Genomic DNA, 25,066 nt, shown 5'->3' on the forward strand with positions numbered 1-25,066 from the left:
CTGCCGTCCTCCTCGTCCGTCCGGGCGGTGTCGCGCGTGGCGGCGCGGACTAGGAGACGGAGAGGCCGAGTCGCCGGCCGGCGAGGCCGCGACCGCGGGAGGCCAGGTGGTCCGCCACCTGCTGGATCCGCCGCGCCGCCGGGTCCGCCGGGTCGGCGAGCACGATGGGCGCGCCCGCGTCGCCGCCGGTGCGCAGCGCGACGCTCAGCGGCACGCTCGCGATGAGCGGCACGGGGGTGTCCTGGCCCGCCGAGAGCCGCCTGGCGACCTCCTCGCCGCCGCCCGCGCCGAAGAGCTCGAGCACGGATCCGTCGGGCTGCGCGAAGCCCGCCATGTTCTCGACCACGCCCACCACGCGCTGGCCCGTCTGCCGGGCGACCAGGCCGCTGCGCTCGGCGACGTCGGCCGCCGCCGGCTGCGGGGTCGTGACGACGAGCACCTCCGCGTGGGGGAGGAGCTGCCCGACGGTGATCGCGACGTCGCCCGTGCCGGGCGGGAGGTCGAGCAGCAGCACGTCGAGGTCGCCGAAGAACACGTCGGTGAGGAACTGCTGGATCGTGCGGTGCAGCATGGGTCCGCGCCAGGAGACGGCGGTGCCGCCCGCGGCGTCCGGATCGAGGAACATGCCGATCGAGATGACCTTCACGCCGTGCGCGACGGGCGGCAGGATCATGTCGCCCACGCGCGTGGGCGGGGCCGTGCGTCCGTCGGCGTCCACGAGGCCGAGGATCCCGGGGATCGAGAAGCCGTGCACGTCCGCGTCGACGAGGCCGACCGCGAGGCCCTTCGCGGCCAGCGCGACCGCGAGGTTGGCCGTCAGCGTGGACTTGCCCACGCCGCCCTTGCCGCTCGTGACCGCGTAGACGCGCGTGAGGCTGTCGGGGCCGAACGGGATGCCGCGCTTCGCCGCCGGCCCGCGCAGCCGTTCGGTGAGGGCGCGGCGCCGCTCCGGGCTCATCACGCCGACCGTGAGCTCCAGCCGCGCGACGCCCGGCACCGCCTCGACCGTCTCGCGCACGTCGCGCTCGATGGACGTCGCGGCCGGGCAGCCGACGATCGTCAGCGCGATGTCGACGTGCGCCACCCCGCCGTCCTCGACGCGCACGTCGGAGACCATGTCGAGCTCGGTGATGGGGCGGCGGATCTCGGGGTCGACGACGCCCGCGAGCGCGCGCCGCACCGCGTCCGCCGTGAGCGGGACCACGCCGGGTGCCTCAGCGGCCATGCGTCCTGCGGGCCGTGCCCTCGGCGTCGTCCGCCTCGGGGTCGTCGCGGCGGTCGAGCTCCTCGAGGAGCTGGCGCAGCTCGGCGCGGATGAAGTCCTTCGAGGCGACGTCCTTCATCTGCAGCCGGAGCGACACGACCTCCCGGGCGAGGTACTCGACGTCGGCCACGTTGCGCTCGGCGCGCTGGCGGTCCTGCTCGATCTGCACGCGGTCGCGGTCGTCCTGCCGGTTCTGCGCGAGCAGGATGAGCGGCGCCGCGTAGGACGCCTGCAGCGACAGGATCAGCGTGAGCGCGGTGAAGCCGAGCGCCGCCGAGTCGAAGCGCGCCGACTCCGGTCCGTACGTGTTGTACCCGATCCACGCGACGCAGAACGCCGTGAGGCCCACGAGGAACCACGGCGTGCCCATGCCGCGGGCGATGGACTCGGTGAAGCGGCCGAAGCGGTCGCGGCTCGCGCGGTTGCGCAGCGGGAGGACGGTCGTGCGGAGCCCCTTGGGGGCGTCCAGGCGGACGTCGCGGTTACTCTGCCGTGCCACGGGGGATCCTCCGTCCTCGTCGTGGTCCTGCGGTGGGGATGGCGGCCGTGGCCGTGCCGTGGAACCGGGCGGTCGCGCGCTTGCGCGTCTCGCGTTCCGCGTCGGCGCTGCGCCAGTCGTCCGGCAGCAGGTGGTCGAGCACGTCGTCGATGGTGACGACGCCGACCAGGCGGTGGTTCTCGTCCACCACGGGCACCGAGACGAGGTTGTAGCTCGCCATGATGCGGGACACCTCGGCCGCGCTCGTGTCGGCGCGCACGGGTTCCAGGCCCTGGTCGAGCAGGGTTCCGAGGCGCTCGTGGGGCGGGTAGCGCAGCATCCGCTGGAAGTGCACCATGCCGAGGAAGCGTCCCGTGGGCGGCTCGTACGGCGGCAGCGTGACGCACACCGCGGCGCCGAGCGTGGGCGCGAGCTCGTGGCGGCGGATGAGGGCGAGGCCCTCGGCGACGGTCGCGTCCCCCGACACGATGACGGGATCCGTGGTCATGAGGCCGCCCGCGGTGTCGGGCGCGTAGCTGAGGAGCATGCGGACGTCGTCCGCCTCCTCCGGCTGCATGAGCTCGAGCAGGGTCTCGCCGCGCTCGTCCGACAGCTGCGCGATGAGGTCGGCCGCGTCGTCGGGCTGCATCTGGTCGAGCACGTCGGCCGCGCGGTCGTCGTCGAGCGTGGCCATGATCTCGACCTGCTCGGCCTCGGGCATCTCCTCGAGCACGTCGGCGAGGCGCGCGTCGGGCAGCTCCTCGGCGACCTCCAGGCGGCGGGCCTGCGGCAGGTCGAGCAGGGTGTTGGCGAGGTCGGCGGGCAGCAGGTCGGAGTAGGCGGCGAGGAACTGCGAGGCGGACTGGGCGACGCCCGCGTCCTGCAGCTCGGCGACCTCGTCCCACGTCGCGAAGATGGTGGCGCCCTTCGCGAAGGGGGAGGGGCTCGTGCGGGGACGGCGGCAGAAGAGCTGCGAGACCTCCCACTCGGCCTGGCCGGACTCCTCGATCGCGACGTCCTCGATGACGGCGGTGCCGGATCCGTCGCGCATCCGCACGCGTCGGCCGAGGACCTCCGCGATGACGCGCACCTCGCCGCCGCGCTGCTCGAACCGGCGCAGGTTGATGAGGCCGGTGGTGATGATCTGCCCCGAGCCGATGCTCGTGACCCGCCCGATGGAGAGGAACACGCGGCGCTTGCCGGGGATCTCGACGATGAGGCCCACGACGCGCGGCGGGTCGTCCTTGCGGTAGACGACGAGCACGTCGCGCACGCGGCCGACGCGGTCGCCTGCGGGGTCGAACACGCTGCACCCGGCGAGCCGGGCGACGAAGACTCGGGAGGCGCTCACAGAGTCAATCTAGTCGCTCGCCCAGCACCCGCCCGGCCCCCCGTGGAAGACTGGAGGGGTGACGAACCCCCTCCTCGGACGCCCCTCCCGCGCACGGATGCCGAAGCTGCCCCAGGGCGAGCCCGTGGCCACCTACGAGACCTACGACGAGGCCCAGAAGGCCGTCGTCACGCTCGCCGAGGCGGACTTCCCCGTCACGCAGGTGAGCATCGTGGGCAACGAGCTCACGAGCGTCGAGCGGGTGACGGGCAAGCTCACCTCCGCCCGGGCCGCGGTCGCGGGAGCGGCGAGCGGCGCATGGCTCGGCCTCTTCCTCGGGCTCGTGACCTTCCTCTTCTCGCCCGTGCCGAACTTCTCCGTGGTGGTCGGCGCGGTGATCATCGGCGTCGGCTTCGGCGCCATCTACGGGATCGTCAGCTACAGCATCACGCGCCGCCGCCGCGACTTCACCTCGGTGATGCAGGTCACGGCCACGAGCTACTCGGTGGTCGTCGAGCCCGACTCGCTCAACCGCGCGCGGAACGTGCTCGGCATCGGCGACGGGGGCACGTCCGTGCACGGCGAGCCCGTCGTGGCGACGCCGCCGGCCGCCGCGCCCGCGTCGCGTCCCGTGGGGCGGTACGGGGAGCGCGTGCCCGAGCAGGGCGGGTCCGAGCAGGGCGGGTCCGACGGCCCCGAGCCCACCGCGCCGCCGACGTCGACGGACCGGCCCGTGGGCGAGCAGGGCGCATCAGGCTCCTGACGCCCGCGCGCCGCGCCCGTCACCGGGTGGCTAGGCGCGACCCGCCATCCACGCCTCGACCTCGTCGGCCGTGCGCGGGATCCCGGCGGAGAGGTTCTCCGCGCCGTCGCGCGTGACGAGGATGTCGTCCTCGATGCGCACGCCGATGCCGCGGAACCGCTCCGGCACCGTGAGGTCGTCCGGCTGGAAGTACAGGCCCGGCTCGATCGTGAACACCATGCCGGCCTCCACGATCCCGTCGATGTACATGTCGCGACGCGCCTGCGCGCAGTCGTGCACGTCGAGGCCGAGGTGGTGGCTCGTGCCGTGCACCATGTAGCGGCGGTGGTGCTGGTTGTCGGCCTCGAGCGCCTCCTCGGCGCTGACGGGGAGCATGCCCCAGTCGCTGACCCTGCGCGCGATGACCTCCATCGCCGCGGCGTGCACCTCGCGGAAGCGGATCCCGGGGCGCACGATCGCGAGGGCCGCGTCGGCCGCCTCGCGCACGGCCTCGTAGACCTCCCGCTGCACGTCGGTGAAGGTGCCGGAGACGGGGAGCGTGCGGGTGATGTCGGCCGTGTAGAGGCTGTCGAGCTCGACCCCGGCGTCGATGAGGATGAGGTCGCCCGGCACGACGCGGCCGTCGTTGCGGGTCCAGTGCAGGATGCAGGCGTGCGGGCCGGACGCCGCGATGGTGTCGTAGCCGACCGCGTTGCCGTCGGCGCGGGCGCGCGCGTTGAAGACGCCCTCCACGACGCGCTCGCCGCGGGCGTGCGCCGTGACGGCGGGCATGTCGGCGATCACGTCGGAGAAGCCGCGGCCGGTGGTGTCGACGGCCTCGCGCATCTGCCGGATCTCGTAGGCGTCCTTCACGAGGCGGAGCTCGCTGGCGTCGCGGGCGAGGAGGGCGTCGCCGTCCGCGGCGTCGTCCTCGGGGGCGGCGTCCTGCGCGCGGGCGTCGTCGACGCGGGCCGCGAGCGCGGGGTCGGCCTCGCGGATCACCCGGACGGCGCCCGGCGCGGCGATGGCGGCGTCGACGTCGGCGAGGGGCGCGGTCGCGATGGCGAGGTCGGCGGCGACCTGGCGGAGCGACGGGCGCGGGCCGATCCAGAACTCCCCGATCTCGGCGTTGGCGTAGAACTCGTCGCTGTCGCGGCCGGCGCGCTCGCGGAAGTACAGGGTGGCCTCGTGCGCGGAGCCGTCGGCGGCGGATCCCGCGGCCACGGGCTCGAGGACGAGGACGGCGCCCGGCTCGCTGTCGGCGCCCCAGCCGGTGAGGTGCGCGAAGGCGGAGTGGGCGCGGAACGGGAAGTCGGTGTCGTTGCTGCGCTGCTTGAGGCGGCCGGCGGGGATGACGAGGCGCGTGCCGACGTGCAGGGCGGAGAGGCGGCGACGGCGGTCGGCGGCGAAGGGCGCCTGCTCGCGGGCGGGCGGGTCGACCTCGTCGCGGTCGGCCCAGCTCGTCGAGACGAAGTCGCTGAACGCGGTGCTGGCGGGCGTGGTGCTGCGGTTCGAGGTGGCGCGCGGGATCGGCGCGTCCCCGGATCCCGGGGTCGGGGTGCCGGTCGGGGCGGCCACGGCGGGGCCGGCGGTCTCCGTCGTCGCGAGCGGCGCGGCCGGGTCGGCGGCGATGTCGGGGGCGGTCTCGGACGCGGTGTCGGTGTTCTCGGCCATCCGTCGATCATCCCACCTGCCGTCCCCGGGTCGGGGAGCGGGAGCCGGGCCGGGGTCAGCGCAGGGGCGTGAGCTGCGCGATGATCGGCCGGTGGTCGCTCCCCGCGCCGTCGCGGTCCTCGACCACGCGGAAGCCGGTGACCTCCCACCCGGGCGTCGCCATGACGTGGTCGATCGGCGTGCCGAGGAGCGCGGGGATCCCGGTGGGCCACGTCCCGACGGCGCCGTTGCCCGAGGCGCGCGCCGCGTCCACGCACTGCCCGAGGTCGGTGACCTGGTCGCGCTCGGTCGGGCTGCCGCCGTAGCGGCTCATGTGGTCGAGGGTCGCGTTGAAGTCGCCCGCGATGATCACGTTGCCCTCGTCGCACCGCTGGCCGAGCCAGGCCAGGTCGGCGCGCCAGTTGTCCATCTGCTCGGGGATGGGGGAGACCGGGTGCACGGCCATGATGACCGGCCCGTTCCCGTCGACCGGCTCCATGATCACGGTGGGCAGCACGCTCGTGGTGCCGCGCGACTCGTCGAGCCGGTAGTCGCCGTAGGCCGCGCTGATGAGGATCGTGGTCGACCTGGCCGCGGCGACGTCGTCGAAGGCCGCGGTGCGCACCCACATGGGACGCCCGGCGTCGCGCATCATGACGGCGATCTCCGCGCCGGTCTCCTCGCGCGTCTCGGGCAGGGTGATGACGTCGGCGCCGGACTCGATCGCGAGGTCGGCCACGGCGCGTGCGCCCGTCGCGCCGCCCAGGGTGTTCCAGGAGAGGACCGTGACGTCGGCGTCCTGCGGCTCGGCGAAGGCCGTGTCGCCGAGGCCGCGCGTGGCGAGGACGGCGGAGTTCGCGCCGATGAAGGCGACCAGCAGCAGGGCGAGGCTCCCGAGGAGGCGGCGGCCCGGGCGGATCACGAGGGCGAGGATCAGGGTGAGCACCATCACGGCGGCCGCCGCGGCGACCAGCCCGCCCCGGATGGCGACGGCGTGCGCGATCAGGTACGTCTGCTCGAGCCCGAGGAGCTGCGGCCACGTGATGACGAGGAGCCCGGCTGCGGTGATGAGGATGACTGCTGCTCCGACGACCCGACCCATGACGTGATCCAGACTATGGCGGCTCTCTGGGAGAGCGCCGCCGCGGGCGCCCGCGGGCCGGCCGGCATCGGGCGCCCGCGTAGGATGGCGGGATGCCGGAGGAGCAGCAGGGTCCCATCGACCTGCACACGCACAGCTCGGTCTCCGACGGCACCGAGGCCCCCGCGGAGCTCGTCGCGCAGGCCGCGGCGCAGGGCCTCTCGGCCGTCGCGCTCACGGACCACGACTCGACGGCGGGCTGGTCGGAGGCCTCCGACGCCGCCCTCGCGCACGGCATCACGCTCGTCCCCGGCATGGAGATGAGCACGCAGCTCGAGTACGCCAGCGTGCACGTCCTCGCGTACCTCTTCGATCCCGAGGACGCCGACCTCGCCGCCATGACCGCGCGCGTGCGCACCGAGCGCATGACCCGTGCCGAGGCGATGGTCGGCCGCATCTCCCGCGACTACGCGCTGACCTGGGCCGACGTCCTCGCGCAGACCACCCCCGGCAGCACCATCGGCCGGCCCCACATCGCCGACGCCCTTGTCGCCCGCGGCCATGTGCCCACGCGCACGGCCGCGTTCGAGAGCATCCTGCACTGGCAGGGCGGCTACTACCGGCCGCACTACGCGCCGGACCCGATCCTCGGCGTCGAGCTGATCACCGCGGCGGGCGGCCTCGCGGTGCTCGCGCACCCGGGCGCCCGGGGTCCCGAGCGCGTGCTGTCGGACTCCCGCATGACCGCTCTCGTCGCCGCCGGCCTCTTCGGCCTCGAGGTGCGGCACCGCGACAACCCGCCGGAGGCGCGCGTGCGGCTGCTCGGCCTCGCGGAGCGGTTCGGCCTGGAGGTCACCGGATCGAGCGACTACCACGGAGCGGGCAAGCCCAACCGCCTCGCCGAGAACTCCACGGAGCCCGCCGTGCTCGCGCGCATCGTCGAGCGGGCGACGGGCTGGGCGCCGGTCGTGCCGGTGCCGACGGCCTGAGGCCGCGGGTCCCCGCCCTCCACGTCCCGCCGCACGCACCGCGCACGCACCGCGCACGCGCCGCGCGCGCGAGAGGGGCCGCATCCGGGTGGATGCGGCCCCTCTCGTCGTTCGGCGCGGTCGCGCTACGACGTGGCGGTCGGGCGGTCGCCGCCCGAGCGGCGGCGACGGTTGCGCGAGCGCGGACGGGTCTGGCCGTCGGCGTGCGGCGCGTCGTGGCCCCCGGCCGTGCTCGGCTGCTCGCTGCCGATGGCCGAGGTGGCCTCGGCCGGGGTGGATCCGGTGCTGATGGTCCGGGTGCGCGTGCGCTCGCCGCCGCGGTCGCTCCCGCGCTCGCCGCCGCGTCCGCCGGAGCGGTCGCCGCCACGCCCGCCCGAGCGGCCGCCGTCACGCCCGCCGTCGGAGCCGCGGCTGCCGGGACGCTCGCGCGGGGTGCCGTCGGGGTTGACCGTGGGGGTCGCCCGGAGGCGGCCCTTGGAGCCGGCCGGGATGTCGAGGTCGGTGAAGAGGTGCGGCGACGACGAGTACGTCTCGGTGGGCTCCGGCTGCCCGAACTCGAGCGCGCGGTTGATGAGCGCCCACTTGTGCAGGTCGTCCCAGTCGACGAACGTGACCGCGATGCCGGTCTTGCCCGCGCGGCCGGTGCGGCCGACGCGGTGCAGGTACGCCTTGTCGTCCTCGGGGATGGTGTGGTTGATCACGTGGGTGACGTCGAGCACGTCGATGCCGCGCGCCGCCACGTCGGTCGCGATGAGGATGTCCTTCTTGCCGGCCTTGAAGGCGGCCATGGCGCGCTCCCGCTGCTCCTGGTTGAGGTCGCCGTGCACGGCGGCGGCGTTGAAGCCGCGGTCGTTGAGCTCCTCGACGAGGCGGGCGGCGGCGCGCTTGGTGCGCGTGAAGATCACGGTCTTGCCGCGGCCCTCGGCCTGGAGGATGCGGCCGATGACCTCGTCCTTGTCCATGTTGTGCGCGCGGTAGACGAGGTGGCGGATGTTCGCCTGCGTGAGGCCCTCGTCCGGGTCGGTGGCGCGGATGTGGATCGGCTTCGTCATGAAGCGGCGGGCGAGCGCGACGATCGGGCCCGGCATGGTGGCCGAGAACAGCATCGTGTGGCGGACGGCCGGGGTCTGCGCGAAGAGCTTCTCGATGTCGGAGAGGAACCCGAGGTCGAGCATCTTGTCGGCCTCGTCGAGCACCATCTCGCGCACGTCCGAGAGCGAGAGCAGGCGCTGGCCCACGAGGTCCAGCAGGCGGCCCGGGGTGCCGACGACGATCTGCGCACCGGCCTTGAGCTGCTCGATCTGGCCCTCGTACGCCTTGCCGCCGTAGATGGACACGACGGTCGTGGCGCGGTTCGCGGTGGCGAGCTGGAGGTCCTCGGTGACCTGGACGGCGAGCTCGCGCGTCGGCACGACCACGAGGGCCTGCACGCCGGGCTCGGGGGTGAGGCCGAGCCGCTGGATGAGCGGGAGGCCGAACCCGAAGGTCTTGCCGGTGCCCGTCTTGGCCTGGCCGATGATGTCCTGGCCGGAGAGCGCCAGGGGGATGGTCTGCTCCTGGATGGGGAAGGGTTCGAGGATGCCGTGGTCGGCCAGCGCCTGGACCATGTCCTCGTCGATGTTCAGTTCGGTGAAAGTCACGTTGTGCCCTGTCTAGCGGTGCGGTACACGCCCGGACTGCTTCTCTGCGGGCGCGATGGGGCCCTTCCGTTGAGGGACCACGGGCGAGTTTAGCGGGCGGGGGCCCGGACGCGGCCTCTCCCGCCCTTTACACTGGCCACGTGCTCAAGATGTTCGGACGCCGGTCGACGACGATCGAGGCGCCCCGGGTCAGGTCCCGCGGCGAGTCGAAGCGTCGAGCCGCATCGCCGACCGTGAGCGTGGACGACTTCTCGCCCGACTCCCTCCGCTTCCTCGGGGCCGTCGCGTACCTGCAGCTCACGGTGTTCGAGACCCTGTCGCGCGCCGTCACCGAGGCGCCCGACCTCGCGGGGAAGGAGGCCGTCTCCACGGCCGCCGGCATCGCGCTCGGGAAGCACCAGGCGCTCGCCGCGGAGATCAAGCGGCTGGGCGGCGAGCCGAGCGCCGTGATGGAGCCGCACCGGGCGGCGTTCGACCGCTTCACGGCCATCGTCCAGGGCGCGGACTGGTACGAGTCCCTCCTCTCCTCCTACATCACCACGGGCCTCCTCGACGACTTCTTCGTGCGCCTCGCCTCGGGCCTGCCGTCGGACCAGCGCCAGCGCGTCGTCGTGCTGCTCTCGTCGGGCGTCGGGCAGCAGGGGATCGTGGACGCCGTGCGCGCCGGGATCCGCCTGGACCCGCGCCTGGCCTCGCGCCTCGCCATGTGGGGTCGTCGCCTCGTCGGCGACACGCTCCTCGTCGCGGGCACGGCCATGCGCGCCTCGCTCGCCGACCCGGACGACGCGCGCGTGCACCTCGAGCCCGTGTTCGCCGGCATCATCACGGCGCACACCAGGCGGATGGACGCGCTCGGCCTCACGGCCTGACCGGCACGGCAGCGCCCCCGGCATGACGACGCCCGGCGCCCCTGAGGGGCCGGGCGTCGTGACGTGCGGGGCGGTTCAGCCGCCGATGGCGGCCAGGTCGCGCGCGTCGGAGGCGGCGCGACGGCGTCCGAGGACGAGGTCCACGCCCACCGCGACGAGCGCGGAGACGGCGAGCGTCGCGATCCAGATGACGCCCTGGTCCCAGCGGAGGCCCGCCCAGGTGAGCGCGACCCACGCGACCATCGCGGCGGCCGTGCCGACCGCGGGCACCAGCAGCGCGCCGTGCGTGGCGCGGTGGGGGAGCGCGTAGCGCGCGACGAGGCCGATGAGGGCGCCGAAGAGCGCGACGAACAGGAGCTCCACGGGCGTCGGGCTAGCGGACGAAGCCGATGCGCGGGGCGTCGGCGCTGCCGAGCTCCACGTAGGCGAGGTGGGCGGTGACGGCGAGGTGGGTGGCGCCCTTGTCGTCGGTGAAGGAGATGAAGGGCGCGGAGTCGCGGACGGCCGCGGTGACGGTCTCCTGGACCTCCTCGGGCGTCTGCTTGGTGGTGAAGGAGAGCTCGCGGGCGGTGTTGACGAGGCCGATACGGATTTCCACGGGAGGTGCCTTTCGATGCGTCGGATGCGACGGTGCTCCTCCGAGGTTAGGGCACCGGCCCGCGCGGCCCCGCGGCGTTCACTGTGGGCGGACGTGGGGTGACGCGGGCGCCTCGTGCGGCGTCGCGCGGGCGGGCGCCGGGCACGGGATCCGCGGGTCCCGCCGACGTCGGGGGCCGCCGGTAGCGTGGGCGCGTGACCATCCGGGGATTCCGCCAGCCGACCGCCTCCCTCGTCGGCTCCGCGGGCCCCCGCATCGAGCCCGACCCGTCGCAGCGCGCCGTCCTGGAGCTGCCCGTCGGCGTGAGCGCCGCGGTCATCGGCGCGCCGGGGTCCGGCCGCACCACCACGCTGCGGGAGCTCGTCGCCGAGCGCATCCTCGTGCAGGGCCTCGACCCCGCCGAGGTGCTCGTGCTCGCGCCCTCGCGCGCCGCGGCCACGCGCCTGCGCGACGAGCTGGCGCTCCGGGTCGGCGTGCCCACGCTCGGGCCGCTCGCCCGCACCGCCACCTCCGTGGCGTTCGAGGTGCTCGCCCGCCGCGCCGCCGAGACCGGCACCGAGCCGCCGCGGCTGCTCACGGGCGCCGAGCAGGACCAGATCATCGCCGACCTCCTCGCCGGCCACGAGGAGCTGGGCACCGGGCCCGCGTGGCCGGATCCGCTCGGCGTCGAGGTCCGTCGGCTGCGGGCCTTCCGCACGGAGCTCCGGGAGCTCCTCATGCGCGCCACCGAGGAGGGCGTGCGGCCGGACGCGCTCGCCGAGCTCGGCCGCGCGCACGACGTGCCCGAGTGGGTCGCGGCCGCCGCGTTCGCCCGCGAGTACGAGGACGTCGTGGACGCGTTCCGGGGCGACCACCTCGACAGCGCGGAGCTGGTCGCGGAGGCCGTGCTGCTCGTGTCGCGGGGGGAGGCGCTCACGGGGATCCGGCTGGTGGTGGTCGACGACCTGCACGAGGCCACGGTCGCGACCCTGTCGCTCCTGCAGGCGCTCGCGGCGCGCGGCGCCGACGTGGTGGCCTTCGGCGACCCGGACGTCGCGGCCGCCACGTTCCGCGGGGCCGAGGCGTCGGCGCTCGGCCGGCTGTCCACCGTGCTCGGCCTGCCGGGCCTGCGCACGCTCGTGCTCGACCGCGTGCACCGTCAGCCGCCCGCGCTCCGGGCGCTCACCTCCGCGGTCACGGCCCGCATCGGCGCGGCGGGCGCGGGCCGGCAGCGGCAGGCGGGATCCGCGGCCGGTCTCGTCGACGACGCCGACCCGATCCAGGTCATCGAGGCGCCCACGCGGGCGATCGAGCTGGCCCGCCTCGCGCGGCGCCTCCGCGAGGAGCACCTGCTGGGCGGCGTGCCGTGGGCGCGCATGGTCGTGCTCGTGCGCTCGGGATCGCTCGTGCCGCAGGTCGCCCGCAGCCTCGCGACCGCCGAGGTGCCCACCCGCACGGCCGTCGCGGGCCGCGCGCTCCGCGACGACCTGGCCGCGCTCGCGCTCATCCGCGCGGTCGACGTCGTGCTCGGGCGCGTGCCGCTCACGCCCGACATCGCGGCGGAGCTGGCCACCGGTCCGCTCGGCGGCCTCGACGGGGTCGCCCTGCGCCGCCTGCGCCTCGCGATGCGCCAGGAGGAGCTCGCGGGCGACGGCCACCGCTCGAGCGACGAGCTGCTCGTCGAGGCGCTCGCGGCGCCCGGCCGGCTCGAGACGCTCGACCTCGCGCCCGCGCGCCGCCTCGGCCGGCTCGCGCGCACGCTGCACGGCGCCCGCGAGCTGGCGGCCGCGGACGGCACCATCGAGGAGCTGCTCTGGCACCTCTGGGAGGGGTCGAAGCTCGCGACGCCGTGGTTCGAGCAGGCGCTGCAGACGGGGATCGTCGCGGACCAGGCCAACCGCGACCTCGACGGCGTCGTCGCGCTCTTCACGGCCGCGCGCCGCTTCGTCGAGCGGAACCCGGGCCGTCCCGCGTCCGACTTCGTGGAGGAGCTGCTCGGCGCCGAGGTGCCCGAGGACACGCTCTCGCCGCAGCCGCTCGCCGACACGGTGCTCGTCGCCACGCCGTCCGCGGTGGTGGGCGCGGGCTACGAGGTGATCGCGGTCGCCGCGCTGCAGGAGGGGGTGTGGCCGAACCTGCGGCTGCGCGGATCCCTGCTGCACCCCCAGCGCCTCTCCGCCGTCGCCCGCGGCCTCGACCGCGCCGACGTCGACGAGCGGGCCGAGGTCCTCGGCGACGAGCTGCGGATGCTCGCGCTCGCCGTCTCGCGGGCGTCGCGCGTCGTCGTGCTCAGCGCGACCGCCAACGACGAGGAGGCGCCGTCGCCGTTCCTCCGCCTCGTGCCGCCCGCGCCGGGCCTCGCGGAGGCGGAGGCCGGCGCGGAGGCCGGCCGCGTGGCGCAGGACGCGCCGGCCGCGCTGCGGATCCGGCCCGACCACCCGCTCTCGCTCCGCGGCCTCGTCGGCGCGCTCCGGCGCGAGCTCGCGGTCGTGCACCGCGACGCCGTGCTGCTCGACGACGGCCGGGTCGTCTCCGGCGACCGCACCGCGCGCCGCCCCGCCGACGCGACCCGGGAGCGCGGCCTCGCCGCCGCGTCCGCCCTCGCGCGCCTCGCCGCCGAGGGAGTGACGGGCGCGGATCCGGCCGACTGGTACGGCCTGCGGGAGCTCTCCACGACCGAGCCCGTCGTCGACCTGACCGACCCCGAGGCCCGCGTGCCCGTCTCGCCCTCGCGGCTCGAGGCCTTCGAGCGCTCGCCGCTGAACTGGTTCATCGACCAGGCGTCCGGCGGATCCACGAGCACGGCCATGGGCATCGGCACCATCGTGCACGCCGTCATGGAGGAGGCGAGCCTCGATCCCGAGGCCGACCTCCGCCCGCCCGCGCTCGAGGCCCGGCTCGACGCGCGCTGGGGCGAGCTGCCCTTCGAGTCGCCCTGGGTGGGCGAGCGCGAGCGGCGGCAGGCGGGCGAGCTCATCGCGGGCGTCAGCGGCTACCTCCGCGACTTCGCCGCCGACGGCGGGCGCATGCTCGCGGCCGAGGGCGGCTTCGAGCTGGAGGTGGGCGTCGCGCGCCTCCGCGGGAAGATCGACCGCATCGAGCTGACGAAGGAGGGCCGGGTGGTCATCGTCGACCTCAAGACGGGGCGGCACTTCCCGACCCGCGCCGAGATCCCGGCGCACGCGCAGCTGGGCTCGTACCAGCTCGCGTTCGTCGAGGGCTCGCTCGAGCAGGTGCCCGCGGACGCGACGTCCGGCGGCGCCAAGCTGCTGTACGTCTCGGGCGGCACGCGCGGCCTGCCCTACCGGGAGCTGCCGCAGGAGCCGCTGACCCGCGAGGAGCTCGACGGCTTCCGCGCGCGCATCGCCGCCGCCGCCGAGGGCATGGCGGGCGCGACGTTCGAGGGCACGCCGGACCTGGGGGAGCGGGATCCGGGGTCGGCGAGGCGCTACCGCATCCACCTCGTGCGGGCGGTGTCGGCGTGAGCGGCGTGAGCGGCGTGGGCACGGGCGGCGACGGCATGGGCGGCGACGCGCAGGCACGCGCGGAGGGCGGCATGATCAGCGCGCAGCGCATCGCGGAGACGCTCGGACTGCCGAGCCCCACGGAGCAGCAGCGGCGCGTCATCGAGTCGCCGCTCGAGCCCGGCCTCGTCGTCGCGGGCGCCGGCAGCGGCAAGACCGAGACCATGGCGAGCCGCGTCGTGTGGCTGCTCGCGAACGGGCACGTGGGCGTCGAGGAGATCCTCGGCCTCACCTTCACGCGCAAGGCCGCGGGCGAGCTCGGGGTGCGCATCCGCGCCCGCATCGAGCAGCTGCAGCAGGCCGGGCTCGCGGCCGTGCCCGCGGACGCGTTCGCGACGCCCACCGTGCAGACCTACAACGCGTTCGCGAACGGCATCTTCCGCGACAGCGCCACCCTCATCGGCCGCGAGGCGGAGTCGGTCGTGCTCACCGAGGCGTCCGCGTGGCAGCTCGCGCGTCGGCTCGTCGTGGAGAGCACCGACCCGCGGCTGCTCGAGCTGGGGCGGGGCGTGGATCCCATCACGCAGGCCGTCATCTCCCTCAGCCGGGCGATGAGCGAGAACGTCGCGGACCCGTCCGAGGTCGTGCGGCTCGCGGGCGCGTTCACGGGCCTCGAGGAGCTGCCGTTCGGATCCGCCCGCATCCGCAAGGCCCCGGCCGCCGACGCGGTCGCCGCCGTCGGGGCGCTGCCGCCGCTCGTCGACCTCGCGGTGCGGTTCCAGGAGGAGAAGACGCGGCGCGGGCTCGTCGAGTACAGCGACCAGGTCGCCTTCGCGCTCGCGATCTGCGAGCGCGTGCCGCAGGTCGTCGCCGAGCACCGGAAGCGGTTCCGCGTCGTGCTGCTCGACGAGTACCAGGACACCTCGGTCGTGCAGACCCGTCTCCTCTCCACGCTCTTCGGGGGCACGCCCGTCATGGCGGTGGGGGATCCGCACCAGTCCATCTACGGCTGGCGCGGCGCGAGCGCGGCGAACCTGGCGCGCTTCGGGGCCGACTTCGCGCCGGCCGGAGCGTCCGCCGCGGACGTGCCCGTCTACGCGCTCTCCACCAGCTGGCGGAACCCGGCGTCCGTGCTCGGCGCCGCGAACCGCATCGTCGAGCCGCTCACCGCCGCGTCGCGGATCCCCGTGGCCCGGCTCGAGCCCCGCCCCGACGCGGGCGACGGCCGCCTCGACGTGGCCTACGAGGAGACGATCGCCGACGAGGCCGCGAGCGTCGCCGCGTGGTTCGCCGACCGGCTGCGGCAGACCGGATCCGACGGCCGCCCCCGCTCGGCCGCGATGCTGTGCCGCTCCCTCAAGACCATCGAGCCGTTCACGACGGCGCTCGCCGACCGCGGCGTCCCGTTCCGCGTGCTCGGCCTCGGCGGCCTGCTCGACCAGCCGGCCGTGGTCGACCTCGTCTGCGTGCTCCGCGTGCTGCACGACCCCACCGCGGGCAGCGAGCTCGTGCGGCTCCTCACGGGCGCTCGCTGGCGGATCGGCACGAAGGACGTGCACGCCCTGTCCCGGGTCGCCTCCTGGCTGATGTCCCGGGACCACGCGCAGAAGCCGCTCGCCGAGGAGGTCCGCGACGGCATCCGTGCCTCCGTCGTGCCGGACGAGGTCGGCTCCGTCGTCGACGCGCTCGACTTCGTCGTCGGCGCCCGCGAGGGCCACACCGCGCTCGCGGGCTTCAGCGACGAGGGCCTCGCCCGCCTCCGCGCCGCCGGGCGCCAGCTGCAGGTGCTGCGGTCCCGCGTCGGGCTCGACCTGGTCGACCTCGTGACGGTCGTCCAGCAGGAGCTGCTGCTCGACATCGAGGTCGCCGCCAACGAGACGGATCCGCTCGGCCGCGCGAGCCTCGAGGCCTTCACCGAGCAGGTGGCGGGCTACCTCCAGGGCGACACCGCGGGCACGCTGGGTCCGTTCCTCGCCTGGCTCGCCGAGGCGGAGCGGCGCGACAACCTCGCGCCGCGCACCGAGGAGCCCGAGCCCGGCACGGTGCAGATCCTCACCATCCACGGCTCCAAGGGCCTCGAGTGGGACGTCGTCGCCGTGCCGCGCATGGTCGAGGGGGAGCTTCCCGGCACGCTCCGGGAGAAGCGCGGCTGGGTCGCGTTCGGCGCCCTGCCGTTCGAGTTCCGCGGCGACTCCGCCGAGCTGCCGTCGCTCGCCTGGCGCGGCGTGGAGACGCAGAAGGAGTTCGCCGAGGCGATGGAGGCGTTCGGCGAGGAGCTCGAGGAGCGCAACGCCGCCGAGCAGCGCCGTCTCGCGTACGTCGCCGTCACGCGCACGCGGTCCGACCTGCTGCTCACGGGGTCGTTCTGGTCCACGCAGCAGAAGCCGCGGGGGCCCGGTGCGTTCCTGCGGGAGATCCAGGAGGTCGGGCTCACCCCGCCGGACGCCCTGCCCGAGGCGCCCGGGCTCGAGGAGAACCCGCTCGAGCCCGGATCCGCGCGCGTCGCCTGGCCGCTGCCGCCGCTCGGCCCGCGCGAGGCCCGCGTGCGCGCCGCCGCCGATGCCGTCGCGTCCGCCGACCCCGGCGCCGAGACCGTCTGGACCCGCGACATCGACCTCCTCCTCGCCGAGCGGGACGCCCGCGCCCGGGACGCCGAGCTCGTCGACCTGCCCACGCGCATCCCCGCGTCGCGCTTCAAGGACTTCGTGAGCGACACCGCGGGCGTCGCCGCGCGCCTGCGCCGCCCCATGCCGGAGCGCCCCTACCGGCAGACCCGGCTCGGCACGCTCTTCCACGGCTGGGTCGAGGCGCGCTACGGGCCCGCGGGCACGGGCGACGTCATCGACGCGGCGGGCGTCGAGCTCGACCAGGACCCGACCGAGCCCGCCGTGGAGACGGAGGACCTCGACCGCCTCCGCGCGATCTTCGAGGCGAGCGAGTGGGCGGCCCGGAAGCCCGAGGAGGTCGAGGTCGAGATCCACATGGAGCTCGCCGGACAGGTCGTCATCTGCAAGATCGACGCGGTGTTCCTCATCGACGGCCGCTACCGGGTCGTCGACTGGAAGACCGGCCGCACCCCGAAGGACGCGGCCGACCTCGAGCTCAAGCAGCTGCAGCTCGCGCTGTACCGCCTCGCGTTCGCGAAGTGGCGCGGCATCGACCCGGACCTCATCGACGCGGAGTTCTACTTCGTCGCGGAGGACCGGTCGCTGAAGCCGGAGCGGCTCTACTCGGAGGAGGACCTCGTGGCGCTCTGGTCGGGGGCGCGCACGCCGGACGCGTCGCGCGCGCCGTCGGGGGAGACCGTGGGCTGAGGCCGGGAGTCGAGCATCTCCTCGACCTGGTCGACGTCCATCACCGGCAGCGTCTCGTGCGCGATGCGGTGGCCCTCGTCGGCGCGCACCGTGTCGACCAGCGCGCTGAGCATGTTCACCGCGTCGTCGATGATGCCCTGGTTGCGGGTGTCGGTCCCGTGCAGCAGCCAACGGGCGATCTCGAGCTCGGCGTAGAGGAGCGCGCGCTGCTTGAGCTGGCGGTCCACGGTCACGTGGTGCGCCTGGTTGTAGGCGCGGAAGACGCTCTCGGCGACGTGCTCGGCGCGCGCGCCCAGCACCCAGTGCAGGTCGTGCGCGGGGTCGGCGACGCGCAGCTCCGACCAGCCGATCATCCCGGTCACGTCGTCGCCGTCGACGAGGAACGACGAGGCCTGCACGGCCCCGTTCACGACGGCGGGCTGGAACTGCCAGAGCGACTGGTCGTCGAGGGCCTCCTCCCAGCGCGAGAGCAGCAGGCTCGGCACGAGCGCGGTGGCCGCGGCCCGGTCGATGAGCGCGGCCGTCTGGCTGTGGATCTCGGCGGCCGACAGCACGGGCAGGCCCGCGTCCGCGACGAAGCCGGTCGGCAGGCTGTGCACGGCGGAGACGGCGGCGCCGATGGAGCGCGCGAGGCCGTCGCCCGCGGGGATCTCGTCGAGCGAGATCACGCGTCCGGGCACGTGCTCGTAGACGAAGCCGCGGGTGGGCTTGATGGGCGCCTGCCCCAGGAACTCGGGCACCTGGAAGGGCAGGCGGGAGCGGATCCCGGTGCTCAGCGCCCGGAGCGCCACGAGGTCCGCGGACTGCTCGGACTCGGCGGCCTGCGTGGTCGGGACGCGCACGAGGAGCTCGCGGCCGTCCCGCGTGGTGAGGAGCGCGGAGTCGAAGTCGCCCGCGCCGCCGGCCGTGAAGGGGGTGCTGCGGACCACGTCGAGCCCCGCGACGGCCGAGGTCGCCAACGCGGCTAGAGTGAGGTGGGATCTGGCCATGCCTTACAGGTTAGGTCGCGGAGAGCACTCCGTCTCACCGCGCCACGCGCTTCCCGCCCACCCGCGCACCGTCGGCGGACACTCGGCACCGCCGTCCCGCCCCTCGGCCCGTCCGCCCTCGAAGTCGATTGGTCACCTGTGCTCGACAGCTTCCTCTCCCGCCTGCCCCTCTCCCGCGAGGGCGTCGACCGCGACGGCCTGAACCGCGACTCGCCGGCCCTGTTCGACGAGCTGTGGGCGGATCCCGCCACGCGCGTCCTCGCCCTGCACGGCCACCGCGCGCTGGGGTCCGCCGCCGACGGCCGTGCCGCCCTCGACCTCCTGCCGGTCGACCGCGTCACCAGCGCGACCGTCCGCATCTACCTCGGCCGCACCACCCTCGCGCACGAGGGCGAGCCGGTCGGCACGCCGGTGGTCGCGGCGGTCCTCACCGACGCGGCCGCCGCCGAGCTCGAGCCCGCCGAGGAGCGCTGGCTGGAGCTGCGGACCACCGCCACGCAGCTCGACGACCGCGACGCGGCGATCTTCACGACCGCGCTCGCCACCGCGAACTGGCATGCGTCGCACCCGTTCTCGCCCAAGACGGGCGAGCCCACCGTCGTCGAGCAGGGCGGCTGGGTGCGCCGCGCGCCCTCCGACGGCTCGCAGGTCTTCCCGCGCACCGACGCCGCCGTGATCATGGGGGTCGTCGACCAGGACGACCGCCTGCTCCTCGGCGCCAACGCCATGTGGGGCGGCGACCGCTACTCGCTGCTCGCGGGCTTCGTCGAGCCGGGGGAGTCGTTCGAGGCGGCCGTGAAGCGCGAGGTGCTCGAGGAGTCCGGCGTCACCGTCGAGGATCCCCGCTACCTCGGCAGCCAGCCGTGGCCGTTCCCCGCGTCCGTCATGGTCGGCTTCCTCGCGCGCGTCTCCGCCGGGAGCGGGCCCGCGACGCCGGACGGCACCGAGATCATCGACCTGCGCTGGTTCAGCCGCGAGGAGCTGCGGGCGGCGCTCGGCGAGATCGCCCTGCCCGGCCCGTCGTCCATCGCGCGCGCCATCATCGAGGAGTGGTACGGCGGACCCCTCGAGGACGGCGAGCGGGAGTGGTGACCCGCCGATCGTGACCGACCAGCTCGTCCCCGGCCTCCCCGGACGCGACCCCTACGGATCGGGCGCGTCCCGCCCCTCCCCGCGCCCGTCGCCGTCGGCCCCGCCGACGCGGCGCCCGACGAGGAGACGGCGGAGGCGCCCACCGCCGAGTCCCTGCTCGAGGCGCTCGACGACCAGCAGCGCCTCGCCGCCGAGGCGCTCCTCGGACCCGTCGTCGTGCTCGCGGGCGCCGGCACCGGCAAGACGCGCGCCATCACCCACCGCATCGCCTACGGGATCCAGGCCGGCGTCTACCCGCCGAACCGCGTGATGGCGCTCACCTTCACCTCGCGCGCGGCCGCCGAGCTGCGGGGTCGGCTCCGCGAGCTCGGCGCCGGACCCGTGGCCGCCCGCACCTTCCACGCCGCGGCCCTCAAGCAGCTCAACTTCTTCTGGCCGCAGGTGGTCGGCGGCACCATGCCGCGCCTCATCGAGAGCAAGGGGCGGATGCTCGGCCACGCCGCCGAGTCGCTCCGCCTCCGCCTCGACACGGCCGCCCTCCGCGACATGGCCGCCGAGGTCGAGTGGCGCAAGGTCTCGATGATCTCCATCGAGCAGTACGGCCTCGCCGCGCGCACCACCCGCACGCTGCCGCCGCAGCTCGACCCCGACCAGGCCGTCGCGCTCCTGCAGGCCTACGAGGACATCAAGGACCAGCGCCGCCAGCTCGACTTCGAGGACGTGCTGCTCGCGACGGCGGGCATGATCGAGGCGGAGCCGTGGGTGGCGCAGCAGGTGCGGGAGCAGTACCGCTTCTTCGTGGTCGACGAGTACCAGGACGTCTCGCCGCTGCAGCAGACGATCCTCGACCTCTGGATGGGCGACCGCCGCGACCTCTGCGTCGTCGGCGACGCCAGCCAGACCATCTACTCGTTCGCGGGCGCGAAGAGCGCCTACCTCCTCGACTTCGCCTCCCGCTTCCCCGAGGCGACCGTCGTGCGGCTGGAGCGGAACTACCGGTCGACCTCCGGCATCACGGAGGCGGCGAACCGGCTGATGCGCGGCCGGCCCGGCGCCCTCACGCTCGTCTCGGCGGACGCGGATCCGGACGGCGACGGCACGGGCACGGCGTCCGCGTCGGCGAAGGGCCGCGGATCCGCCGCCGTGCCGGGTCGCGGCGAGGGCTTCCGCGCGCCCCAGGTGAGCGCGTTCCCCTCCGACGGCGCGGAGGCGCGAGCGATCGCGGGCGCCGTCGCGCAGCAGATCGCCTCCGGCATCGCACCTGAGGACATCGCCGTGCTCTACCGGATGAACGGCCAGTCCGCCGTGCTCGAGCAGGCGCTCGGCGACGCGGGAGTGAGCTACCAGGTGCGCGGATCCCAGCGCTTCTTCGACCGGCCCGAGATCAAGCAGGCCCTCCTCGCGCTCCGCGGCGCGTCCGTCTCGATCTCCGGCGAGCCGCTGTTCAAGTCGGTGAGCGACGTGCTCCGCGGCCTCGGCTGGAGCCAGCAGCCGCCCGAGCAGCCCGGCGCGGTGCGCGACCGCTGGGAGTCCCTCGACGCGATCATGGGCCTCGCCGAGCGCATGCCGGCCGGCAGCACCTTCCGCGCCTTCACCGACGAGCTGCTGGAGCGGCAGGCCGGCCAGCACGAGCCGACCGTCTCCGCCGTCACGCTCGCCACGCTGCACTCCGCCAAGGGCCTCGAGTGGGAGCACGTCTACCTGATGGGGCTCAGCGAGGGGCTCGTGCCCATCAGCTACGCGCAGACGCTCGAGGCGGTGGACGAGGAGCGGCGCTTGCTCTACGTGGGCATCACGCGCGCGCGCTCCGGGCTGCGGCTCTCCTGGAGCCGGAGCGGACCGCAGCGATCCGGTCAGCGGGAGCCGTCGCGGTTCCTGGCAGAGCTCGACACGCGCATCTCGGGTGGGGGCGCGAAGCGCGGCGCGTGACGCGTCCCGTCCGCACGTCGAGCACGGCCTGGTGCGTCGCGAGCGCGTTCTCGCCGGCGCTCACCAGGCGGTGCGCGGGCCGGGCGGCGAGGGCCGCGAGCTCCGCGGGCACGAGCCCCGCCTCGGATCCGCTGTCGCGCCCGAGCAGCTGCGTGGCGATCGCGGGCCACGCCGGATCCGCGTCCCGCCTGTGCAGGTCGAGGCAGTAGCAGCACGCCGTGCGGCCGGGCTCCACGAGCGGGCCGACGACGGCATGCCGGTCGCCGACGACCACGGGCAGGTGCGGCACGTCCTCGCGCGCCCAGCGGCCGTAGACGGCGGGGGCGATGGCGAAGTGCCCGACGAGCACGGCCAGGGCGGCGTCGGGATCCGCGTCGTCGGCCATGCGCCGCATCCGCACGTCGTGCCCGGCTCGCCCGAGCGCATCGGCCACACGCCAAGCGGTCGGGCCGCCGCCGACGACCGCGACGGGGCCGCCGCGGGCCGGCCGGGCCGGGCCCTCCTCGCCGGCGGCGCCGGGCTCCCGCGGCGGCAGGAGCGCGGGTCGCACCAGGTCGAGGAGCTGCGTCACCTGCGCGGGCGTCGCCCCCTCGGTCGCGGCGATCATGTCGAGCCCGCCGCGGCTGACGCCCTGCACGAGCGCGGCGAGGAGGCGCTCGTCGAGGCGCGCCACGGCCGTGAGGACCACGGGCGGGCGGTCGACGCCGAGCTGGAGGGAGTCCGGCGTGCGCCAGACGAGCGGGAGACGGGGATCGAGTCGGATGGCCATGGGCGCGGAGAGTGCCCGACCGGGCGGCCGTCCGCGGGCCGCGTCCACAGGGACGCGGCCGGTCGGCTCAGACGGGGCGCGGATCCGTGCCGTCGTCGTCGGGCCGCTCGTCCGGGGTCTCGCCGGGCTCGGTCGCCCGACCCTGGCCGTCCTCCACGGGACGGCCGGCGTCGGATCCGCGGAGCAGGTCCTCGAGCGCCTGGTCGACCTCGTCGGGCTCCGGCTCGCCCTGCGTGAGGCGCGCGACGAGGGCGTGCGGAGCGTCGATGTCCTCGGAGGTGGGGAGCACGTCGGGGTGCGACCAGAGCGCGTCGCGCTGCTCGGCGCCCACGCCGTCGGACACGGCCTGCCACATGGCCGCCGCCTCGCGGAGGCGCCGGGGCCGGAGCTCCAGGCCCACGAGCGTGGCGAACGCCGACTCGGCGGGACCGCCCGTGGCGCGGCGGCGGCGCACCGTCTCGGCGATGGCCGACGCGCGGGGGAGGCGGACCGTGGCCGCGGCCGTGACCACGTCGACCCACCCCTCGATGAGGGCGAGCATGGTCTCGAGCCGGGCGAGCGCGGCGCGCTGCGCGTCGGACTTCGGCGGGATGAGGGACCCGTCGACCATGGCCTGGCGGAGCTCCTCGGGGTTCGACGGGTCGAAGCCCTCCGCGAGCGACTCGAGCCGCTCGGTGTCGATGTGCACGCCCTTCGCGAACTCCGTGATGGAGGTGATGAGCTGCAGGCGCAGCCAGCGCGCGTGGCGGAAGAGCCGCGCGTGGGCGAGCTCCCGGACCGCCAGGTAGATCTGCACCTGGTCCTCGGGCACGTCGAGGCCGGATCCGAACGCGGCCACGTTCTGCGGCAGGAGCGCGGCCTGCTGGTCGTCGAGCAGCGGGATCCCCACGTCGCCGCCCGAGACGACCTCGGTGGACAGCTGCCCGACCACCTGGCCGAGCTGCATGGCGAAGAGCGTGCCGCCGAGGTTGCGCATCATGCGGCCGGCGCCCGCGACCATGCCCTGCATCTCCTCGGGCGCGTTCTGCTGGAGCACCTCGGTGAGGGAGTCGGCGATGCTGAGCGCGACCGGCTCGGCGAGCTGCGTCCAGACCGGCATCGTCAGCTCGGTCCACTGGGCGCGGGTGATGAGGCGCGGCGCGACCGTGAGCTGGCTGACGTGGGCGACCTCGTCGAGCCACAGCGCGGCGACCTGGAAGGCCTGGTCGAGGGGCGCGGAGACGGCGGCGGTGACCTGCGTCTGCTCCGCCGCGGCGAGCTGGCGGGCGCCCTCGCGGGCGACCTTCCAGTCCACGCCGTCGCCCGTGCTGCTGAGCGCGCCCTGGAGCTGCGCGAGGAGCTGGCGGACCATCTCCGGATCCTGCGGCAGGCCCGCGGCGCCCGCGAGCTTGTCGGGGTCGATCTGCCCGTCGGCACCGAGGAACCGCTCCAGCATGCGCCGGAACTCGTCCTCGGGATTCGGGGTGGGCTCGTCGGCCATGGCGGTTCTCCCGGTGGGTCTGGAGGGGCCCGATCGCGGTGCCGCGGTCGGTGGATCCACGCTAGCCCGCGCCCACGGGAAACCCATCCGGATTCGCCTAGGCTGGGCCGTCGCGGCTTCCGCCCGCCGCGAACAGCGGCCCCAGAGGCCGCCCGCACCCCCGTCGCACGGCCCGTCGAGGCCCGTCGCGCCGCCCGACCGCGAGGACCCCGGATGAGCCTGTTCGCCCAGCACGCCCCCCGCGCACCCCGGCCGCCGCGCCGTCGCCGCGTGGGCCGCGTGCTCGCCGGCACGGGCGCCGTGCTCGCCCTCGCGCTCGGCCTCCTGCCCTCGCCGTACGTCATCGAGCAGCCCGGCCCGGTCTTCGACACCCTCGGCACGAGCGACCACGAAGGCGCCGAGCGCCCGCTCATCTCGATCCCCGACCGGCCGACCTACCCGACCGACGGCCGCCTCGACATGCTCACGGTCAGCGTCGTCGGCAACCCCGCGCAGCGCCCCGACTGGTTCTCGGTGGTCTCGGCCTGGCTCGACCCGAGCCGCAGCGTCGTCCCGATGGAGGCGGTGTTCCCCGCCGACCAGACCGCGGAGGAGCGCGCCGCCCAGAACCAGGTGCAGATGACCGACTCCCAGCAGGACGCCGTCGCCGCCGCCCTCACCGAGCTCGGCATCGACGTGCCGCGCACCCTCGACGTGCAGAGCGTCCTGGCCGGCTCGGCCGCCGACGGTGCGCTGCGGGCCGGCGACGCGATCCGGACGGTGGACGGCACGGGCGTGGTCGACCTCGCCGACCTGCAGGCGCGCGTGGCGGCGGCAGGAACGACGACGCCCCTGTCCTTCGGGATCACGCGCGACGGCCAGGACAGCACGGTCGAGGTCACGCCCGCCGAGCGCGACGGCCGGCCCGTCATCGGCGTCGTCACCTCCACCGCCTACGAGTTCCCGTTCGAGGTCGACATCCAGCTCGACGACGTGGGCGGGCCGAGCGCCGGCATGATGTTCGCCCTCGGGATCATGGACAAGCTCGAGGAGGGCTCGCTCACCGGCGGCAAGGCCATCGCGGGCACGGGCACCATCGACGCCGCGGGCACGGTCGGGCCCATCGGCGGGATCCGGCAGAAGCTCTTCGGCGCCGAGCGCGCGGGCGCCGAGTACTTCCTCGCCCCGGCCGAGAACTGCGACGAGGTCCGCGGGCACGTGCCCGACGGCCTCCGCGTCTTCGCCGTCTCGACGCTCGACGACTCGCTCCGGGCGCTCCAGGCGGTCTCCACGGGCGGCGACCTGGACGCCCTCCCGACCTGCTGAGGACCGCGGTCGCCGGGTGGTAGCGAGGGCCCCCTTACCAGAGGGGAACCCCTGATCGCTCGCAGGTCCCTGGCAACCTGCCCGCCTAGGATGAGGACTCC

18 protein-coding genes and 1 pseudogene are annotated in these 25,066 nt (G+C 75.1%); 8 read left to right on the forward strand and 11 right to left on the reverse strand.

What is annotated here, in order from left to right; translation table 11 throughout:
* Nucleotides 1–49: 49 nt before the first annotated feature.
* The 3 genes from AES38_RS05495 to AES38_RS05505 are packed head-to-tail and all read right to left on the reverse strand — an operon-like array spanning nucleotide 50 to nucleotide 3,093.
* Entirely contained in the window at nucleotides 50–1,225 is a 1,176-nt protein-coding gene (locus tag AES38_RS05495; RefSeq protein WP_053774125.1) for an Mrp/NBP35 family ATP-binding protein, read from the reverse strand.
* On the reverse strand, nucleotides 1,215–1,763 hold the full coding sequence (locus tag AES38_RS05500) for a DUF1003 domain-containing protein (protein ID WP_053774126.1): 549 nt from the start codon (nucleotides 1,761–1,763) through the stop codon (nucleotides 1,215–1,217). The genes AES38_RS05495 and AES38_RS05500 overlap by 11 nt, the downstream gene beginning before the upstream one ends.
* The gene (locus AES38_RS05505; protein WP_053774127.1) at nucleotides 1,747–3,093 is read right to left on the reverse strand and encodes a magnesium transporter MgtE N-terminal domain-containing protein; all 1,347 of its coding nucleotides are present in this window, start codon (nucleotides 3,091–3,093) and stop codon (nucleotides 1,747–1,749) included. Before AES38_RS05505 ends, AES38_RS05500 begins: the two co-directional genes overlap by 17 nt.
* 58 nt (nucleotides 3,094–3,151) lie before the next feature.
* Between AES38_RS05505 and AES38_RS05510 the strand changes: the two genes are divergently transcribed.
* Nucleotides 3,152–3,835 (forward strand): YflT domain-containing protein, encoded by a 684-nt coding sequence (locus tag AES38_RS05510; protein WP_053774128.1) that lies wholly within the window; start codon nucleotides 3,152–3,154, stop codon nucleotides 3,833–3,835.
* Between the two features lie 30 nt (nucleotides 3,836–3,865).
* Here AES38_RS05510 and AES38_RS05515 read toward each other — a convergent pair whose 3' ends face one another.
* Both AES38_RS05515 and AES38_RS05520 read right to left on the reverse strand, forming a co-directional pair.
* Entirely contained in the window at nucleotides 3,866–5,488 is a 1,623-nt protein-coding gene (locus AES38_RS05515) for an aminopeptidase P family protein (RefSeq protein WP_053774129.1), read from the reverse strand.
* Between the two features lie 55 nt (nucleotides 5,489–5,543).
* A complete protein-coding gene (locus AES38_RS05520; protein ID WP_053774130.1) occupies nucleotides 5,544–6,569 on the reverse strand; it encodes an endonuclease/exonuclease/phosphatase family protein in 1,026 nt (341 codons plus the stop codon).
* A gap of 92 nt (nucleotides 6,570–6,661) precedes the next feature.
* Here AES38_RS05520 and AES38_RS05525 point away from each other — a divergent pair, with 92 nt between their 5' ends.
* On the forward strand, nucleotides 6,662–7,537 hold the full coding sequence (locus AES38_RS05525; protein WP_053774131.1) for a PHP domain-containing protein: 876 nt from the start codon (nucleotides 6,662–6,664) through the stop codon (nucleotides 7,535–7,537).
* 125 nt (nucleotides 7,538–7,662) lie between these two features.
* Here the strand turns inward: AES38_RS05525 and AES38_RS05530 are convergent, their stop codons facing one another.
* Entirely contained in the window at nucleotides 7,663–9,177 is a 1,515-nt protein-coding gene (locus AES38_RS05530; protein WP_053774132.1) for a DEAD/DEAH box helicase, read from the reverse strand.
* A 149-nt stretch (nucleotides 9,178–9,326) separates the two neighbouring features.
* Between AES38_RS05530 and AES38_RS05535 the strand changes: the two genes are divergently transcribed.
* A complete protein-coding gene (locus AES38_RS05535; protein ID WP_242430946.1) occupies nucleotides 9,327–10,046 on the forward strand; it encodes a ferritin-like fold-containing protein in 720 nt (239 codons plus the stop codon).
* A 75-nt stretch (nucleotides 10,047–10,121) separates the two neighbouring features.
* Here AES38_RS05535 and AES38_RS05540 read toward each other — a convergent pair whose 3' ends face one another.
* Both AES38_RS05540 and AES38_RS05545 read right to left on the reverse strand, forming a co-directional pair.
* Complete coding sequence (locus tag AES38_RS05540; RefSeq protein ID WP_053774134.1) at nucleotides 10,122–10,409, reverse strand: hypothetical protein; 288 nt, start codon at nucleotides 10,407–10,409, stop codon at nucleotides 10,122–10,124.
* A 10-nt stretch (nucleotides 10,410–10,419) separates the two neighbouring features.
* Nucleotides 10,420–10,644 (reverse strand): DUF3107 domain-containing protein, encoded by a 225-nt coding sequence (locus AES38_RS05545; RefSeq protein WP_053774135.1) that lies wholly within the window; start codon nucleotides 10,642–10,644, stop codon nucleotides 10,420–10,422.
* A gap of 194 nt (nucleotides 10,645–10,838) precedes the next feature.
* Here AES38_RS05545 and AES38_RS05550 point away from each other — a divergent pair, with 194 nt between their 5' ends.
* A complete protein-coding gene (locus tag AES38_RS05550) occupies nucleotides 10,839–14,108 on the forward strand; it encodes an ATP-dependent helicase (protein ID WP_053774136.1) in 3,270 nt (1,089 codons plus the stop codon).
* Nucleotides 14,109–14,113: 5 nt separating this feature from the next.
* On the forward strand, nucleotides 14,114–17,401 hold the full coding sequence (locus AES38_RS05555) for an ATP-dependent helicase (protein ID WP_425305535.1): 3,288 nt from the start codon (nucleotides 14,114–14,116) through the stop codon (nucleotides 17,399–17,401).
* Here the strand turns inward: AES38_RS05555 and AES38_RS05560 are convergent.
* Nucleotides 17,314–18,390, reverse strand: a complete 1,077-nt coding sequence (locus AES38_RS05560) for a phosphotransferase (RefSeq protein ID WP_053774137.1) — start codon at nucleotides 18,388–18,390, stop codon at nucleotides 17,314–17,316. The genes AES38_RS05555 and AES38_RS05560 overlap by 88 nt on opposite strands.
* A 138-nt stretch (nucleotides 18,391–18,528) precedes the next feature.
* Here AES38_RS05560 and nudC point away from each other — a divergent pair, with 138 nt between their 5' ends.
* Both nudC and AES38_RS05570 read left to right on the forward strand, forming a co-directional pair.
* A complete protein-coding gene (gene nudC, locus AES38_RS05565) occupies nucleotides 18,529–19,482 on the forward strand; it encodes an NAD(+) diphosphatase (RefSeq protein WP_053774138.1) in 954 nt (317 codons plus the stop codon).
* A gap of 153 nt (nucleotides 19,483–19,635) precedes the next feature.
* Nucleotides 19,636–21,411, forward strand: a complete 1,776-nt coding sequence (locus tag AES38_RS05570; RefSeq protein ID WP_053774139.1) for an ATP-dependent helicase — start codon at nucleotides 19,636–19,638, stop codon at nucleotides 21,409–21,411.
* Here the strand turns inward: AES38_RS05570 and AES38_RS16480 are convergent.
* Together AES38_RS16480 and AES38_RS05575 are read right to left on the reverse strand one after the other, a co-directional pair.
* A pseudogene (locus AES38_RS16480) lies at nucleotides 21,383–22,180 on the reverse strand (TOMM precursor leader peptide-binding protein); the annotation flags it as partial. The gene AES38_RS05570 and the pseudogene AES38_RS16480 overlap by 29 nt on opposite strands.
* Nucleotides 22,181–22,247: 67 nt before the next feature.
* Nucleotides 22,248–23,660, reverse strand: a complete 1,413-nt coding sequence (locus tag AES38_RS05575; RefSeq protein WP_053774140.1) for a zinc-dependent metalloprotease — start codon at nucleotides 23,658–23,660, stop codon at nucleotides 22,248–22,250.
* A gap of 213 nt (nucleotides 23,661–23,873) precedes the next feature.
* On the opposite strand from AES38_RS05575, the gene AES38_RS05580 reads away from it, so the two are divergent.
* Nucleotides 23,874–24,965: a YlbL family protein gene (locus AES38_RS05580; RefSeq protein ID WP_053774141.1), complete on the forward strand. Its 1,092-nt coding sequence runs from the start codon at nucleotides 23,874–23,876 to the stop codon at nucleotides 24,963–24,965.
* Nucleotides 24,966–25,066 lie beyond the last annotated feature (101 nt).

Origin of the sequence: Clavibacter capsici (assembly GCF_001280205.1) — a bacterium.
Taxonomy (GTDB): Bacteria; Actinomycetota; Actinomycetes; order Actinomycetales; family Microbacteriaceae; genus Clavibacter; species Clavibacter capsici.